The sequence below is a fragment of the Streptomyces sp. NPDC007905 genome (assembly GCF_042959345.1).
Classification (GTDB): domain Bacteria; phylum Actinomycetota; class Actinomycetes; order Streptomycetales; family Streptomycetaceae; genus Streptomyces.
The window spans coordinates 229,294-244,955 of the sequence record NZ_JBIBKS010000001.1 but is presented as its reverse complement, the minus strand read 5'-3'; the positions used below and the strand labels follow the sequence as shown (position 1 = coordinate 244,955).

General features: G+C 72.6%; 13 protein-coding genes. 6 read left to right on the top strand and 7 right to left on the bottom strand.

What is annotated here, in order from left to right; all coding sequences use genetic code 11:
- Positions 1-45 precede the first annotated feature (45 nt).
- Positions 46-2,694 carry a glycosyl hydrolase gene (locus ACFZDC_RS01255; protein WP_391319283.1) on the top strand — a complete coding sequence of 883 codons (2,649 nt, stop codon included), beginning with the start codon at positions 46-48 and terminating at the stop codon, positions 2,692-2,694.
- Positions 2,695-2,728: 34 nt separating this feature from the next.
- On the opposite strand, the gene ACFZDC_RS01250 is transcribed toward ACFZDC_RS01255, so the two are convergent.
- Positions 2,729-3,304 carry a hypothetical protein gene (locus ACFZDC_RS01250; RefSeq protein ID WP_391319282.1) on the bottom strand — a complete coding sequence of 192 codons (576 nt, stop codon included), beginning with the start codon at positions 3,302-3,304 and terminating at the stop codon, positions 2,729-2,731.
- A gap of 35 nt (positions 3,305-3,339) precedes the next feature.
- On the opposite strand from ACFZDC_RS01250, the gene ACFZDC_RS01245 reads away from it, so the two are divergent.
- Both ACFZDC_RS01245 and ACFZDC_RS01240 read left to right on the top strand, forming a co-directional pair.
- A complete protein-coding gene (locus ACFZDC_RS01245; RefSeq protein WP_391319281.1) occupies positions 3,340-3,588 on the top strand; it encodes a hypothetical protein in 249 nt (82 codons plus the stop codon).
- Between the two features lie 154 nt (positions 3,589-3,742).
- Entirely contained in the window at positions 3,743-4,909 is a 1,167-nt protein-coding gene (locus ACFZDC_RS01240; protein ID WP_391319280.1) for an FAD-dependent oxidoreductase, read from the top strand.
- Between the two features lie 244 nt (positions 4,910-5,153).
- On the opposite strand, the gene ACFZDC_RS01235 is transcribed toward ACFZDC_RS01240, so the two are convergent.
- Complete coding sequence (locus tag ACFZDC_RS01235) at positions 5,154-6,308, bottom strand: amidohydrolase (RefSeq protein ID WP_391319279.1); 1,155 nt, start codon at positions 6,306-6,308, stop codon at positions 5,154-5,156.
- A gap of 141 nt (positions 6,309-6,449) precedes the next feature.
- Between ACFZDC_RS01235 and ACFZDC_RS01230 the strand changes: the two genes are divergently transcribed.
- The 3 genes from ACFZDC_RS01230 (at position 6,450) to ACFZDC_RS01220 (ending at position 10,937) form a co-directional block, all read left to right on the top strand.
- Complete coding sequence (locus ACFZDC_RS01230; RefSeq protein ID WP_391319278.1) at positions 6,450-7,913, top strand: aminotransferase class I/II-fold pyridoxal phosphate-dependent enzyme; 1,464 nt, start codon at positions 6,450-6,452, stop codon at positions 7,911-7,913.
- A gap of 402 nt (positions 7,914-8,315) precedes the next feature.
- A complete protein-coding gene (locus ACFZDC_RS01225) occupies positions 8,316-10,595 on the top strand; it encodes a catalase (protein ID WP_391319277.1) in 2,280 nt (759 codons plus the stop codon).
- Positions 10,596-10,703: 108 nt separating this feature from the next.
- Positions 10,704-10,937, top strand: coding sequence for a chaplin family protein (locus tag ACFZDC_RS01220; protein WP_391319276.1), 234 nt, complete (start codon positions 10,704-10,706; stop codon positions 10,935-10,937).
- 80 nt (positions 10,938-11,017) lie between these two features.
- Here the strand turns inward: ACFZDC_RS01220 and ACFZDC_RS01215 are convergent, their stop codons facing one another.
- The 5 genes from ACFZDC_RS01215 to ACFZDC_RS01195 are packed head-to-tail and all read right to left on the bottom strand — an operon-like array spanning position 11,018 to position 15,464.
- Positions 11,018-12,703, bottom strand: coding sequence for a SpoIIE family protein phosphatase (locus tag ACFZDC_RS01215; RefSeq protein ID WP_391319275.1), 1,686 nt, complete (start codon positions 12,701-12,703; stop codon positions 11,018-11,020).
- Positions 12,687-13,757, bottom strand: a complete 1,071-nt coding sequence (locus ACFZDC_RS01210; RefSeq protein ID WP_391319274.1) for a SpoIIE family protein phosphatase — start codon at positions 13,755-13,757, stop codon at positions 12,687-12,689. Before ACFZDC_RS01210 ends, ACFZDC_RS01215 begins: the two co-directional genes overlap by 17 nt.
- Positions 13,757-14,200 (bottom strand): ATP-binding protein, encoded by a 444-nt coding sequence (locus ACFZDC_RS01205; RefSeq protein ID WP_391319273.1) that lies wholly within the window; start codon positions 14,198-14,200, stop codon positions 13,757-13,759. The genes ACFZDC_RS01210 and ACFZDC_RS01205 overlap by 1 nt, the downstream gene beginning before the upstream one ends.
- Positions 14,200-14,577 carry an STAS domain-containing protein gene (locus ACFZDC_RS01200; RefSeq protein WP_391319272.1) on the bottom strand — a complete coding sequence of 126 codons (378 nt, stop codon included), beginning with the start codon at positions 14,575-14,577 and terminating at the stop codon, positions 14,200-14,202. Before ACFZDC_RS01200 ends, ACFZDC_RS01205 begins: the two co-directional genes overlap by 1 nt.
- Entirely contained in the window at positions 14,574-15,464 is an 891-nt protein-coding gene (locus tag ACFZDC_RS01195; RefSeq protein ID WP_391319271.1) for an RsbRD N-terminal domain-containing protein, read from the bottom strand. Before ACFZDC_RS01195 ends, ACFZDC_RS01200 begins: the two co-directional genes overlap by 4 nt.
- Between the last annotated feature and the right edge of the window lie 198 nt (positions 15,465-15,662).

Sequence of the window (15,662 nt, the reverse complement as noted above, 5' to 3'; positions counted from 1 at the left end):
GTCTCCTGCGTCGGCAGTGTCGATGTCCTTCTGGGAGGTCCCTCGGTGTCCGTGCCAACCCGCAGAAGACGGTGGTTCACCGTCTGTGCGCTCACCGCGTCCGCCGCGCTCGTCGCGATACCCCCGTCCGCCGCCTCCGGCCGGGGCGGCGCCAGTCCCTTCGGAGTCCGTACGCTCGGCCAACTCGCCAAGGAGCGGGAGCGGTCGGTGGGCCCGGTGTCCCCGTCCCCGCATCTGCAGGCCGATGACGACGACGGCAACGAGGCGGACGAGATCGCCGAGGGCGCGGACCAGTACGCCGAGGCCCGCACCTCACCCGGTGTCGTCGCACCGGGCGCGTACGGCGCCGCCTGGCGCAGTCTTCAGCGCCTGCCTGCGACGAAGGGGAGTTGGCGCAACGTCACCGATCTGCCGTACAACTCCGACGATCCCCGCTACCGCGACATCGACTCCAACTCCAGCGGCGGATCGGGCGACGTCACCGGCCGCATGGCCGCCATCGCGGCCGACGACGACGGTTACGTCTACGCGGGCAGCGCCGGCGGCGGAATCTGGCGCTCGCACCGTGGCGGCGGCCACTGGCAGCCCATCAGCGACCGGCTGCCCGCGCAGTCCACCGGCGCCCTCGCCCTCGACGGAGCCGGCCGACTGTGGCTGGGCACCGGCGAGGCCACGACCAACGCGGACGCCTACCTCGGCAGCGGCGTCTACCTCCTGGCCCACCCGCACCACGGCACGTTCTCCCCGCGCCGCCGGGTCGGCGGGGACGAGCTGGACAGCACCACCATCCACGAACTGCGCTTCGGCGGCGGCAAGGTGTGGGCGGCCACCAGCGAAGGCGTCTGGAGCCACTCCACGAAGAAGCTGAGCGGCCCGTGGAAGCTGGAATTCGCGCCCAACCCGGAGTTCCTTCCGGGCGGTTCGGAGGCCGACGACCCGGGCGCCCCGTACAAGAACATCGCCAACGACATCGCCATCGACCCCAAGGACCCGTCCAAGGTGGTTCTCGCCGTCGGCTGGCGCAGCGGTGACGATTACAACGGCTTCTACACGAAGACCCACGGCACCTGGAAGCGGATCGCCGACGGTCTCGGTGACCTGCCCGCCGACGCCGACAACGTCGGCAACGTCACCTTCGCCCGCTCCGCCGACGGCTCCCGCTACTACGCCATCGACCAGTCCCCGGAGCAGCTCAACACCAACCCGGACAGCGGCCTGGAGGGCATCTTCGTCTCCAGGTCCGGCTCGCCGACCGGCCCCTGGACGAAGATCGCCGACTACAAGGGTCTGGCCGCCGACAACTCGGCGCTCACCTCGCCCGGTTACATGCCGGGTGTCCAGGCCTGGTACAACCAGTTCCTCACCGTCGACCCGAGTGACCCGCAGCACCTCTACGCCGGTCTCGAGGAGGTCTACGAGACCAAGGACGGCGGCGGCACCTGGTCGACCGTCGGCCCGTACTGGAACTTCGGCTTCTCCTGCTGGAGCATCGACCCGGCCAAGCAGTCCGGCGACTGCCACCAGACCACCCACTCCGACCAGCACGGCGTGGCGATCGGCCGCTACCACGGCAGGGCCTACGTGTACGTCGGCAACGACGGCGGGGTGTACAGGCGCCCGGTGCACGGCTCCCAGGACGCCTCCGGCCACGCCACCGACTGGACCTCTCTGAACGACGGCACCATCGACACCCTGCAGTACTACTCGGTCGGCATCGGCAAGGACCTCGACCACGGTGGTCTGTCCGTCACCGGTGGCCTGCAGGACAACGGCCAGTCCATCCTCCGCAGCAACGACACGGTGATGGGCTCCAACTTCGGCGGCGACGGCGGTGACACCCTCACGAACCCCGCCAACGGCTGCGACATCGCCCAGGAGTACGTCTACCTCGCGATCCAGGTCACCAACAACTGCGCCGTCAACGACGGGAGCTGGACCACCGACGCGAGCAAGGCGACGTCCTACGGCGTCGCCCCACCCGACAACGCCACCAGCGAGGCCCGCTTCATCGCCCCGCTCGCAGCGGACCTGAAGAACGGCTCCACCTGGATCGCCGGCGGCCGCCACATCTGGGTGCAGACCCACGGCTACGCCATCCGCAGCGGCTCCGAGTGGACCAGCGTGCACGACTTCGGCGCCGGCCGCGTGGCCACCGCCGTCGCGGCCTCCGGCGGCAGGATCTACGCCGCCTGGTGCGGCCCGTGCAACAACCAGGGCTTCGCCCGCGGCATCGCCGTCGGCAACGCGGACGGCACCGGCTGGCACGACATCAGCCTGCCGGTGGACGGCACGGTGCCCAACCGCTACCTCAGCGGCTTCGCCGTCGACCCGAAGAACGCCGACCACGTCTTCCTCGCGGTCAACGGCTTCTCCCGGCACTGGACCGAGGGTCCGGGCGCGGGCGTCGGCCATGTCTTCGAGTCCGGGGACGGCGGCACCACCTGGAAGGACATCTCGGCGAACCTTCCCGACGTGCCGACCGACTCCGCGCTGGTCACGGCGAACGGCGGCGTCGCCCTCGCCACCGACCTCGGCGTCGTCTACCGCGCGCCCGGCCGTACGACGTGGCAGCGGGTCGGCAGCCTCCCGGCCGTCGCCGTCCTGCAGCTCAAGACGAGCCCGGACGGCGGCATCCTGTACGCGGCCACCCATGGCCGGGGCATCTACGCCGTCAAGCTGCGCGCACTCGGCTGAGCGGTATGCACCGGGGGAGGGGTGGCCCGCCGGGTCACCCCTCCCGCGCGTACGGCACCACGTCCACGTCCAGCGTGAAGGCGGTGCGCGCCGCACCCGCCACGTCCGGTGCCCTGGCCGCCGCGGTGATCTCGACGGCACCGCCCCGGGTGCCCGCGCAGCGCAGGGTGGCGTGCGCGGTGCCGTCGGCGGCCACGCGCCAGCCGGACGGCAGGACGAGGGCCGGGGCCGAACTCCGCACCCCCGTCCACCGCTTGTCGTCCACGCGGGGGCGCAGGACGAGGGTCACCACGGTCCCGGGCCGCACGCACACCCGCTGCCGGACCGGGCCGCCGGGGGAGACCGTGACCTCGGCCTGCCGGGCGGCGCACTTCTCCGCCGAGGCGGAGGCCGAGACCGAGGGCGACGAAGGGGCGCGGGTCGAGGGCGACGGCCGCTCTGAGCGGCTCTCCGACGGCCCCGCGCTTCCGCCCGGGCTCTCCGACGGCCCCGCGCCCCGGCTCTCCGACGGTCCGGCACTCGCGCCCGAACCCCCGCCCGCCGGCGCACCGCACCCCGCCAGCAGCACGACCACCACCGCTGCCACCCACCCGCCGGCCCACCACCGCATGCCCGCACCTCCCGGCTCGACGTACGCCTCCCAGGATGCCCCGCCCTCAGTCGCCCTGTCGCACCGCCCGCCCCACCTCCGTGCGCAGCGCGACGAAGCCGGGCAGGCCGCGGGTGGTGATCTGGTCGCGTCTGCCGGGCAGGCACCGTGCCCTCGGGCGCGCGGCCGCCCTCGACGGCATCGAGTCCGGAGCGCACGAGGTGCTCGGCGATGACACCACCCGCTGGGTCAAGTCGGTCCTCTCGCAGGACCTCACGTCGCTGTACCAGCAGCTCGCCAAGTGAGCCCGGCGTCCGGGGGATTCGGGGCCGGCGCGTCCGCCGGGTCCCGCTCCGCGGACGCGACCGAATCTGGCGCGTCGGCTTGCCCGCCCCGCCGTCCGTGGCGTACCTGTGCCACCGGTCGAGGTACCGGAACGGGACGGTGGGGGTGGAACCGATGGCACGCATTCTGGTGATCGGCGGCGGCATCGCGGGCACGGCGGCAGCGCTGGGCCTGCACAAGGCCGGACACGACGTGGCCGTGTTCGAGGCCCACCCCGACACCGCCGAGGACATCGGAGCCTTCCTGACCCTGGCGAGCAACGGCATGCGCGCCCTGGCCGAGCTCGACGCCTCGGACGCCGTCACGGCCGTCGGTTTTCCGCTGACTTCCCTGCGCCTGCTCGACAGCCGGGGCGCCGAGGCGGCGCACGCACCGCTCGGCGAGGCGGACGACCCGGCCCTGCGCTACCGCTGTCTGCGCCGCGGTGAGCTGAACACGGCTCTGCAGGCCGAGGCGGTCCGCCGCGGAATCCCGCTGCGCCACGGCAGCCGTCTGCTGTCGGTGACGGACGGACCCGACGGCGTCACCGCGCACTTCGCCGACGGCGGCAGCGCCACCGCAGACCTGCTGATCGGTGCGGACGGCCTGAGCTCGGCCGTGCGCCGGCACGTCGTCGCGCCCACGGCGCGGCCTCACTACGCGGGCCAGCGCGTCTACTACGGCTACACGGACCGCGCTCCCGCCACCGGGGGCACCGGCGTCATCACCATGGTGCGCGGCAGCGCGGCCGCCTTCGGGTACGCGGTCTCACCGGCGGGCCAGACGTACTGGTTCGCCCGCGTCGCCGGCGACCCGCTGCCCGCCGTCCGACCCGGGGACCGTGCGGCCCCCGACCCCCGCGCCGAGCTGCTCCCGCTGCTGCGCGAGGACGCCACCCCGGCCGGGGACATCGTCGCTGCCTGCACCGACCGTGTCATGATCACCAACGCCACCGAGATGCCGCTCGGCACGCCCTGGCACACCGGCCGTGTCCTCCTGATGGGCGACGCGGCGCACGCGGCCTCACCGGCCACCGGACAGGGCGCCTCCATGGCGCTCGAGGACGCCGTCGTCCTCGCCAAGGCCCTGCGCGACGCCCCCGATCCGCACACCGCGTTCGCCGTCTACGAGCACCACCGCCGCCCCCGCGTGGAGCACAACATCACCGTCAGCGGCGGCATCTCCCGGGGCACCCGTACCCCGTCGCGCCCTCCTTCCGGACGGCACCATGAGGACGCCGTGCTGATCCGGCAACTGACCTGGGAGGTCCCCCTTTCCACAGGCGCGGACGCGGAGCGCTGAGCGGAGAGCGCCACCGCGAAAGTGCACGAGGCGGAGCAACGGAGGCCATTGCCGGGGAAGGCACCGGGCCGGATCGTTCCGGTGCCACCGGCCCTTCGGCAACAAGGAGAACGCGTGCGACTCCTGAGCAGAGCAGGCGGTGCCCACGGCGTTCCCGTAGCCTCGTCCGTCCCTGGACGGAGCACCTCCGTCCAGGGACACACCCGCCGGAGGGGCGTCGCCGCGAGGAGCGGCCGTACGGCGGTCAGCGGTGCCGGTCCCAGGCACGGGCGAGCAGGCCCGCGTCCCGCGCAACGTCCACGGCCGTGCAGGCCAGCGCCTCCACCACGGCCACGAGAACGCGGCGGGCGCGCTCGGAGGCCGCCGCCGCGGCGAACTCCGGGGTGTGATCGGAGCCGTCGGCATCCATGATCGCGACGAAGGGATGGATGGCGGGCACCCGGGCGCTGACGTTGCCGATGTCCGAAGACCCCAGGTAGACGCCGGCGGCGGGCGGAGTCAGGTTGATCCCGGCCCGGGTCAGATGACCGGCGAAGCGCTCGGACAGCACCTCGCTGTCGCGGAAGTGCTCGTAGCGCACACTCGCGCGCTCGACCTCGAAGGACGTGCCGGTGGCCCGGGCGACGCCCTCGGCACAGGTGTGCAGCTGTGCCGCCAGGTCGTCCAGGGCGGCGGTCGTGAGCGCGCGCAGCCCGAAGCGTCCCTCGGCGTACTCGGGGACGATGTTCGTGGCCGTGCCGCCCTGGGTGACGATGCCCTGGACGTGGGATCCCTCCGGCAGCCGCCGGCCGAGGGCCGACAGCACGTTGAACAGTTCGATCAGGGCCGCGAGGGCGTCGATGCCCTCGGTGGGGTTGCCCGTGGGGTGTGCGGCCCGGCCCCGGAATCCGATCCGGTACTGCTCCTGCGCGGTCAGGGGCGCTCGCATCCAGTCGTACACCCCGGGATGGAACATCAGGGCGGCGTCCACGTCGTCGAAGACCCCGGCCTCCACCTCCAGAGCCTTGCCACCGCCGCCCTCCTCGGCGGGCGTACCCACCGCCAGTACCGTTCCCTCGCACCCGTCCAGCACGGCGTCCGTGACCAGGGCGGCCCCCAGTCCCGCCGCCGCGATCAGGTTGTGCCCGCAGGCGTGCCCCAGGCCGGGCAGGGCGTCGTACTCCAGGGGAAAGGCGACGACGGGCCGCCCCCGGCCCGCGCGTGCCGTGAACGCGGTGGACAGGCCGGCCGTCTCCCGCCGCACCTCGAAACCCGCGCGCTCCAGCTCGCCCGTGAGCAACGCCGCCGCCCGGTGTTCGGCGAACGCGGTCTCCGGGTCCGCGTGCAGGGCGCAGGCGACGGCCCACAACGCGTCGGCGCGCCGCGCGACCTCCTCCCGGACAGGGCGGTACTGCGACACGAGGCCTCCTGGGGCTCGGCGGGTTCCTTCCTGCCGAGTCGGGTTCCACCCGTACGGGTTCCCGACACCGGCTCGCGTGTTTGGAGTGCGCAGCGGGTGCAACACGGTCCGTGCGGGACCGACCGGCTCTGGAGGACAGCAATGGATCACTCACGCGTACCAGTCCTGGAGGCCCTGCAGGAGTTCCGGCGCCGAGGTGACGTGGCCTACGGGCCGCCGGGGCACAAACAAGGCCGCGGGACCGATCCGCGGGTCGCCGAGATCCTCGGCCTGGACGTGTTCCGTTCGGATGTGCTCTCCCTGAACGGGCTGGACGACCGCCGTCAGTCCCAGGGGGTGCTGGAGCAGGCGCAGGAGCTGATGGCCGACGCCGTCGGCGCCGAGCACGCGTTCTTCTCGACCTGTGGCAGCTCCCTCTCGGTGAAGACCGCGATGTGCTCGGTCGCCGGCCCGGGGGAGAAGCTGCTGCTTTCCCGCAACGCGCACAAGTCGGTCATCGCGGCCGTCATCATCAACGGCGTGGAGCCGATCTGGGTCCACCCCGAGTTCGACGCCGAACGGCACATGGCCCACCCACCCGAGCCCGACGACGTACGCGACCGGCTGCGGGAGCACCCGGACGCCAAGGGCATGCTGCTCATCACGCCCACCGACTGGGGCACCTGCGCCGACATCCGTGCGGTGGCCGACGTCTGCCACTCCTTCGACGTGCCGCTCATCGTGGACGAGGCGTGGGGCGCCCATCTGCCCTTCCACCCGGACCTGCCGGCCTGGGGCATGGACGCGGACGCGGACCTGGTCGTCACCAGCGTCCACAAGATGGGCGGCGCGATCGAACAGAGTTCGGTCTTCCACCTCCAGCACGACCGGGTCTCAGCCGACGTGCTCAAGCAGCGCGAGGACCTGCTCGGCACCACCAGCGCCTCCAGCCTGGTGTACGCGGCCCTGGACGGCTGGCGACGGCAGATGGTGGAGCAGGGGCGCGGGCTGCTGGACACGGCCCTGCGCCGGGCCGAACGCATCCGGGCCCGGCTGGGGGAGCTGCCGGGGCTGCGGGTGATGGGCGGGGAGATCATCGAGGAGGGGCTGGCCGCCGAGTTCGACCCGCTGAAGATCGTCATCGACGTACGCGGTCTCGGCGTGAGCGGTATGCAGGCGGCCGAGTGGCTGCGCGCCAACTGCCACATCGACGTGGGCGGCTCCGACACCTGCCGGATGAGCGCCTCCATCACCCATTCCGACGACGACGAGACCGAGAAACTGCTCCTGGAGTCCATGTCCTCGCTCGTGGAGCGCGCCGACTCCATCGAACGGCAGCCCGCCGTCAGGCTGCCCGAACCCCGCGCGCTCGAACTGGAGCAGGCCGTCCTGCCCCGCGATGCCTTTTTCGGCCCCGCCGAACAGGTGCCCGCCGAACGGGCGGCCGGACGGATCGCCGCCGAGATGATCTGCCCCTACCCGCCGGGTGCACCGGTCGTGGCGCCGGGCGAGGTGATCACGGCAGAGATCGTCGACTACCTGCGCAGCGGTGTCGAGCACGGTTTCCTGATCGCCGGCGCGGCGGACCCGTCCCTGGAAACCGTGCGCGTCGTGGCACGTACATGATCAAGCTGTCCCGAACTGCGCGGACCGGGGCCGGCGCTTAGGGTGGCGTGTGCGGGCGGCCCGGTGCCGTCCCGCCCCGGGTCAAGAAGCCGGCCCCCTGGCGAACCCGCCCTCGGCAGGGGGGCGGTTGACCCCGCCCGCTGGTCTCCGGGTCCGGGTGAACACGTCCGAAGGGCCGACGCGCACCGCCAAGGCGGCGCGCGTCGTCCCGACTTCACCCCACGGGGAAATGCCAAGTGATCCCCGGTTTCGGACGCCCTGGCCCGGGGACCTCGGTGTGAGGCCCCACGCTCAATGCTCCGACCACATACGTACGCAGCACGGCCTACGTCGGCTCCCGTGTGCCGAACATCCGGCCCCGCCCGTACCGGGCACCCTCGTGACCAGCGAAGGATGGTAGTGATGAGTGAGACCAACCCCCTCAAGCGCGCGGCGGACAAGGTCGCCCAGGCGGTGCAGGGTGAGGGTAAAGGTCCGGAGGAGGGCATTCCCGGCAAGCCGGGCCCCGAGTCGCCGTCGCTCGCCGAGCCGACCGAGCCCCGGGAGCCGCTGCCCCCCAAGCCCGACCAGACCGGTCCGGACACCGTCTCGCCGACCGGTCAGCCGACCGGTGCCGACCAGGCACGGATGGCCCAGAGCGGCAGCTACCTCACCAACGCCCAGGGCACCCGGCTGTACGACACCGACCACTCGCTGAAGGCGGGCCCCCGTGGCCCGGTGCTCCTGCAGGACCACCACCTGCGGGAGAAGGTGATGCACTTCGACCACGAACGCATCCCGGAGCGCGTGGTGCACGCCCGGGGCGCCGGAGCGCACGGCGTGTTCCGCAGCTACGGCACGGCGGCCAACGTGACGAAGGCGGCGTTCCTCGCGGAGGACGTCGAGACACCCGTCTTCGTGCGCTTCTCCACGGTTCTGGGTTCCCGGGGTTCCTCCGACACCGTCCGCGACACCCGGGGCTTCGCCACGAAGTTCTACACCAGCGAAGGCGTCTTCGACCTGGTCGGCAACAACATCCCGGTGTTCTTCATCCAGGACGCGATCAAGTTCCCGGACGTCATCCACGCCGGCAAGCCGCACCCGGACCGGGAGATCCCGCAGGCGCAGAGCGCCCACGACACCTTCTGGGACTTCGTCACCCTGCACACCGAGGCCACCCACCACACCCTGTGGAACATGTCCGACCGGGGCATCCCGCGCTCCTACCGCACCATGGAGGGCTTCGGCGTCCACACGTTCCGGCTGGTCGACGCCGAGGGCGGGACCACCCTGGTGAAGTTCCACTGGAAGCCGAAGCTGGGTGTGCACTCCCTGGTGTGGGAGGAAGCCCAGATCATCAACGGCGTCGACCCCGACTTCCACCGCCGGGACCTCGCCGACGCCATCGAGGCCGGCGCCTACCCGGAATGGGAGTTCGGCATCCAGACCTTCCCCGACACCCCCGACCAGACCTTCGAGGGCATCGACCTGCTGGACCCGACCAACATCGTCCCCGAGGAACTCGCCCCGGTACAGCCCATCGGGCTGCTCACCCTCAACCGGAACCCGACGAACTTCTTCGCCGAGACCGAACAGATCGCCTTCCACGTCGGGCACCTCGTCCCGGGCATCGACATCACCGACGACCCGCTGCTCGCCGGCCGGCTCTTCTCCTACCTGGACACCCAGATCACCCGGCTGGGCGGACCCAACTTCCCGCAACTGCCCATCAACCGGCCGCACGCCCCCGTCAACGACATGCTGCGCGACGGCATGCACCAGACGGCCGTGCACCGCGGAACCGCCCCCTACCGGCCCAACTCCCTGGACGGCGGCTGCCCGTTCACCGCGGGCGCGGACCTCGGCGCCTATGTCGAGGCACCCGTGCGCATCCCGGAGGCGACCAAGGTGCGCGAGGCGCCCGAGTCGTTCGACGACCACTTCAGCCAGCCCCGCCGGTTCTGGCTGAGCATGAGCCCGGTCGAGCGCGAGCACATCATCGGCGCCTACACCTTCGAACTCGGCAAGTGCTACGAACAGCCCATCCGGGAACGGACCTTGCAGGTCCTCGCCAACATCGACCCGGAGCTGTGCGCGGGCGTCGCCGCCGGCCTCGGTCTGCCCGCCCCGCAGCCCACCGTCCCGCTGGCCGACGTCGAGCCCAGCCCCGCCCTGTCCCAGGTCGGCCGCACCTGGCCCACCGACGGACGCGTCATCGGGCTGGTCACCGGCCCCGACGGTGACCTGGACGGCGTACGGGCCGTGCGGCAGGAGATCCTGGACGGCGGCATGGTCCCGCTGGTCATCGCCCCCGCGGGCGGCACCCTCGGCTCGGGACAGGACGCCCTGACCGTCCAGCGCACCTACGCCACCGCACGGTCCGTCGAGTTCGACGCCCTCCTGCTGGCCGGCACACCCGGGGTGGGCGCCGACGCCTACGGCTCCCGGGACGCCAAGGCGGGACTGCCCGCCGCCCGGCAGGCGACCGCGGACCCACGGGTCGGGCTGCTGCTGAACGAGGCGTTCCGGCACGGTAAGGCCATCGGCGCCTCCAAGGGCGGGGAGGACGTCCTGGAGGCCGCCGGCATCCCCTCCGACGCGCCCGGCGTGATCCTCGCCGACAGCGTGACGACCGCCCTTCAGCAGGTCATCCAACTGCTCGGCACCCATCGAGTCTGGGAACGGTTCCCGGCCACCACCTGATCGGAGCATCCCACGAAGCCCCGGACGGCGTACCAGGACGGGCGGCCGACGCCCCTTGCCGGTGTGATGAGAGGGTCCATTCGTCAACCAGTGAGGCAACTCATGCGTATGCGCAGCTTTGTTACCACGGCAGTTCTCGCGGGTGCCCTTGGGCTGGCGGGCTCGACGGCCGCCTACGCGGCCGACCCGAACCCCGTCGGCACCGCCGTCAACAGCCCGGGCGTCCTCTCCGGCAACGTCATCCAGGTCCCGGTCGATCTCGGCCTCAACCTGTGCGGCGACAGCATCAACCTCATCGGTCTGTTGAACCCGTCCGTCGGCAACGTCTGCACCTCGCAGTGACGCCACGCCGTGCGCCGGCCCCTCGGCCCCTCCCGCCGGGGCCGGCGCGCGGCTGTTCAGGATTCCGTCGTACGGGCTGTTCAGGATTCCGTCGTACGGCAGAGCAACAGACAGACGTCGTCGTCGTGTTCGGAGTCGTGCAGCATCGGCTTCAGCAGCGACTCGGCCGCCGCGTCCAGGTCCTCCAGTTCCGTCGCACCGAACGCCCCCATGGCCTGCGCGAGGCGCTCGATGCCCGCGTCGATCCCGGCGGCCCTCCGCTCCACCAGACCGTCCGTGTACAGCGCCAGGGTGGATCCGGCGGGCAGCCGGACGGTGTTCTCCTGGTACTCGTAGGAGATGGGAACGCCCAGCATGATCCCCGGTTTGGCCTCCAGCACGTGGACCTCGCCGCCGGGCTCCCGTGCGATGGCCGGCGGATGGCCGGCGGCAGCCCACACCAGGGTGGGATCTCCCGGCGTGAAACGGGCGATCGCGCAGGTCGCGTACAGCTCCGGCTGCTGGTGACGGAGCATCCGGTGCAGCAGGGTGAGGATGCGTGCGGGTCCGTTGCCCTCGACGGCGTACGCGCGCAGGGCGGTGCGCAGCTGCCCCATGATGACGGCCGCGCGCAGTCCGTGCCCCGTGACGTCCCCTATCACCGCGAGCACACTGCCGTCGGGCTGCGGGAAGGCGTCGTACCAGTCGCCGCCGATGTTCAGGCCGTGGGTGGCGGGCAGATACCGCGCGGCCAGCGACAGGCCGGGCGTGCTGGGCAGTTCGGTGAGCTGGGCTCGCTGCAGCGCCTCGGCCACGTCCCGGTGCTGCTCGTACTGGCGGGCGTTGTCCAGGGCGATGCCCGCCCGTCGGGCCAGCTCAAGCAGCATCACGGTGGTGTCCGGGTCGAAGCGGTCACCGGGTGCGGCCAGGGTCAGCACGCCCTGCACCGTGCGCGCGCCGAGCGGGATGCACAGCAGCGGCCGGCCCGGGGAGAGGGCCGAGGCCGGCACGTCGTCGACGCCGGGCAGCTCGCCGGGGTGGGCGGACGCGTGCTGGGGGCGCCCGGTGCGCGCGGCGGTGACCGTGGCGGCCGCGCGGCCGCCCGCCGGGGTGCGCTCGTCGTCGACCAGCCAGATGTCCACGTGGTGGGCGTATTCCGGGACGAGCAGGTCGGGCAGCCGGCGCAGGATGTCCTCGGGGTCCAGCGAGGCGTTGAGCGCGGCGCTCGCGTTCGCCAGGAAGGTGAGCAGCCGGCGGGCGTTCTCCGCCGCGGTCCGCGCGGTCCGCTCGGCGTCGAGAAGTTCGTGCTGCGCCAGTGCGGCCGCCTCCAGTTCGGCGTGCAGCGCGAGGACGCCCTGGTCGGTCTGGTGCAGCTCCTCCCGGTGCAGGCTGACCAGTTCCTCCGTCTCGGCCAGGCTCTCCAGTACGGCGGCAGCGTCCGCGTCGGCGTCGAGCAGCGCCTCGGCCAGCCCCGTACCATCCAGGTCGGCGGGGCCCGGCAGCGGCCATGGCAGGGGAGAGGGGCAGGAGAGGGTGTGCCGCCACGGCTCCGGCCGGCCCGGCTGCCGGACGGCGATGTGCAGGTGTCCCTGTGCGTCGGCCAGGACGCCGATCTCCGCGCCGCCCGTGTTCAGGCAGCGGCGCAGCCGCCCGGTGAACGCGGCAAGGAACCGGGTGCGGTCGAGCGCCGGCACACCGGCGTCGACCGTGAGCCGCGCCAGCAGGGCACGGGCGCGGGCCGCGTCGGCGGTCGAGGCGATGGTCCAGGTGTCAGAGGCGACTGTCATGGGCGGTGGTCCGGCGGTCGGGGGCCAGTACGGCCACGCTGGTGTCGTCGCGTTCGGGGCGGGCGGGACTGCTGGCGTCGCGCAGGACCGTCGCGGCCACCACCGTCGGATCATGGGCGAGCAGGTGCGGGTCGTCGGGCGGCGACCAGCGACTGGGCAGTCCGTCGCTGTACACGACGAGCAGGCTGTCGGCACGCCACGGCACCCGGCGCAGCGGAACGTGCGCCGGGAAGTACGCCCCGACGATGCCCGGGTGGGAGATCAGGGACGTCCAGCCGTCTGCCGTGCGCAGCCGGGCGCCGACGTTGCCGACCCCGGCGAAGTCGAGTTCCCGCCGCTCGGTGTCCACCTGCGCCACGGCGGCCGCCGCGCCCCGGGTGGGCCGTAGCGCGGCGTGCAGGCGGTGCAGGATCTCCACCGGCGGCAGATGCGCCGTCCGGCGCAGCTCCTCGACCGCCGCGGTGGAGGCGTGCGCGGCCTTGCTGCCGTGCCCGAGGCCGTCGGCGAGCAGCAGCGTCAGCAGGGAACCCGACCGTACCCAGCACCAGGCGTCCCCGGAGTGCTCGGCCTGCGCCAGTGCGACGGTGATCCCGCCCACCAGCACGTCCGGCGCCGGCGTCCGCCGCCGGGCCGGCTCGCGGTCGATCCGGGCCGTCGCCACCGTTCCCCGGCCCGGAACGCTGTACAGCTGGAAGGCGTTCGCGATCCGCCGGCAACTGCCCAGGCCCGCGCCGAGGGACGACTCGGCGGTGCTGTACCCGTCCCGCAGAGCACCGCCGACGTCGGCGATGCCCGGACCGTGGTCGAGCGAGCACAGCTGCACCGACCGCCCTCCGGACGGCACGTCGGTGGCCGGGCAGTCCACGAGGTTCAGCACTATGCGGCCCCCGCCCGCGTGCTTGAGGAGGTTGGTCGCCAGCTCGGTGGCGACCAGCTCCGCGATCGCCGTGCGGTCCAAGCCCAGTCCCGCGTGGGCGCTCGCCTCCTTGGCCGCGACGCGGACGTCCCGCACCCGCGTGGAGTCGTGCACGGGGACCTCCCAGACCCGGCTCATCACACCCCCGGGCGGGAGGACGGCACGTGCGTGACCCAGGCGACGGCCGTGACCGTGGTGCCCCGGCCGGGCTCGGTGTCGACCTCGAACTCGTGCACCAGCCGCTTCGCGCCGCTCAGCCCGAGGCCGAGGCCACCGCCGGAGGTGTAGCCGTCCCGCATCGCCAGGTCGAGGTCACGGATGCCCGGTCCCTCGTCGGTGAAGCGCATCCGCAGCCCCCGGGTGCGGCCGTTGTCCAGCGGAGTGATCTCCGCCCGACCGCCACCGCCGTGCACCAGCGTGTTGCGGGCCAGTTCACTGGCCGCGGTCACCACCTTGGTCTGCTGCACCAGGCCGAAACCGAGTTGCGCCGCGCACTGCCGCACCTGCTGCCGGACCCAGGCCAGATCCGCGTCCGAGCCGATGGGCAGGCTGGTCGCGGACGCCTGGTCGGAGGCCGGCATCAGGTCCCTCCCGTCGACAGCAGTTCCATGGCCCGGTCGACGTCGAGTGCCGTGACCAGCCCGGGCAGCGTGAGCCCCAGCTCGACCAGCGTGATCGCCACGGCCGGCCGCATGCCCGCCAGCACCGTACGGGCCGCCAGCAGCCGTGCCGTCGAGGCGATCTCCGCCAGCACCCGCCCGAGGAACGAGTCCACGATGTCCACACCGGAGATGTCGATCACCACGCCCGTCACCCCGCTGTTCGCGACCCGGCTGGTGACGTCCTGCTGGAGCTGCTCGGCCATGCCGTCGTGCAACTCCCCCTGCAGCGTGACCAGCAGGATGTCGCCCAGCGCCAGTACGGGTACCTGGGCCTGACCGGGAACGGGCTGATTCACCGGGCGCTCGCACCGGCGTCCGCGGGGGTCGAGACCTCGATGCCCTGCCGGCTCAGCGTATAGGCGAGCGCGTCGGCCAGCGAGGCACGGGTGATGACCGTTCCGAGGTCGATGCCGAGCTGCACGATCGTCTGCGCGATCGCCGGACGGATGCCGGAGACGATGCACTCGGCACCCATCAGCCGTGCGGCGGCCACCGTCTTCATCAGATGCTGGGCGACGAGCGAGTCGACCGTGGGTACCCCGGTGATGTCCAGGATGGCGTACCGGGCCCGCTGGTCGACGATCGCCTCCAGGAGGGACTCCATGACCACCTGGCTGCGCGCGCTGTCCAGGGTCCCGATCAGCGGTACGGCGACGGTCCCCTCCCACAGCTCGATGACCGGCGTGGCCGCTTCGAGCAGCTGCAGCCGCTGCCGCTGGATCAGGTTTTCGCCTTCGCTGAGCGCCGTCTCCATCACCACCAGGCGCAGCGTGCTCATGATCAGGGTCAGGGCGATCACGCTCTCCTGGGCCTCGGCGCCGGAGGGGTCGGGGAACTCCCTGAGCAGCAGCTCGACCGCCGGGACGCGCAGTCCGGCCACCTCGTCGGCGATCTGCGCCGCGGTGGATCCGGTGCGGGCCCGGGTCGCCGCCATCCGGCCCAGCTGTTCGCGCACGGTGGTGAAGCCGGGGGCGCCGATGTGCTCCAGCCGGCCGCTCACCGCGACGTCGGACAAGGCGTCCACGACGGCCTTGCAGGCCTCGACCGCCTCGTCGCGGGAGACGGTGAAGACCGAACGGAACAAGGGGGCGTCCGCCCAGCGCTGGGCGATCTGTTCGCGGCGTCGTTCCAGGAAGGAACTCACCAACTGCGGCGCCGATCCCGCCGCGTCCTGCTCCGGCACGTCCGTCCTCTCTCTTCAACAGTCTGGTGCCGCCGTCGCCGGTCGGCCGGCCCAGAGCCGATCATTGCCGTGCGACAACGGTAGCCCCGAGGCCCTGACCGGGCCAAACCCCGTCGGGGCGACCCGAATTGCCGCCTGGCGGACCCGGCCCGGCGCGCACGAGAGGGCTCGACACGACCGCACCGGCCGTCGGGCCCT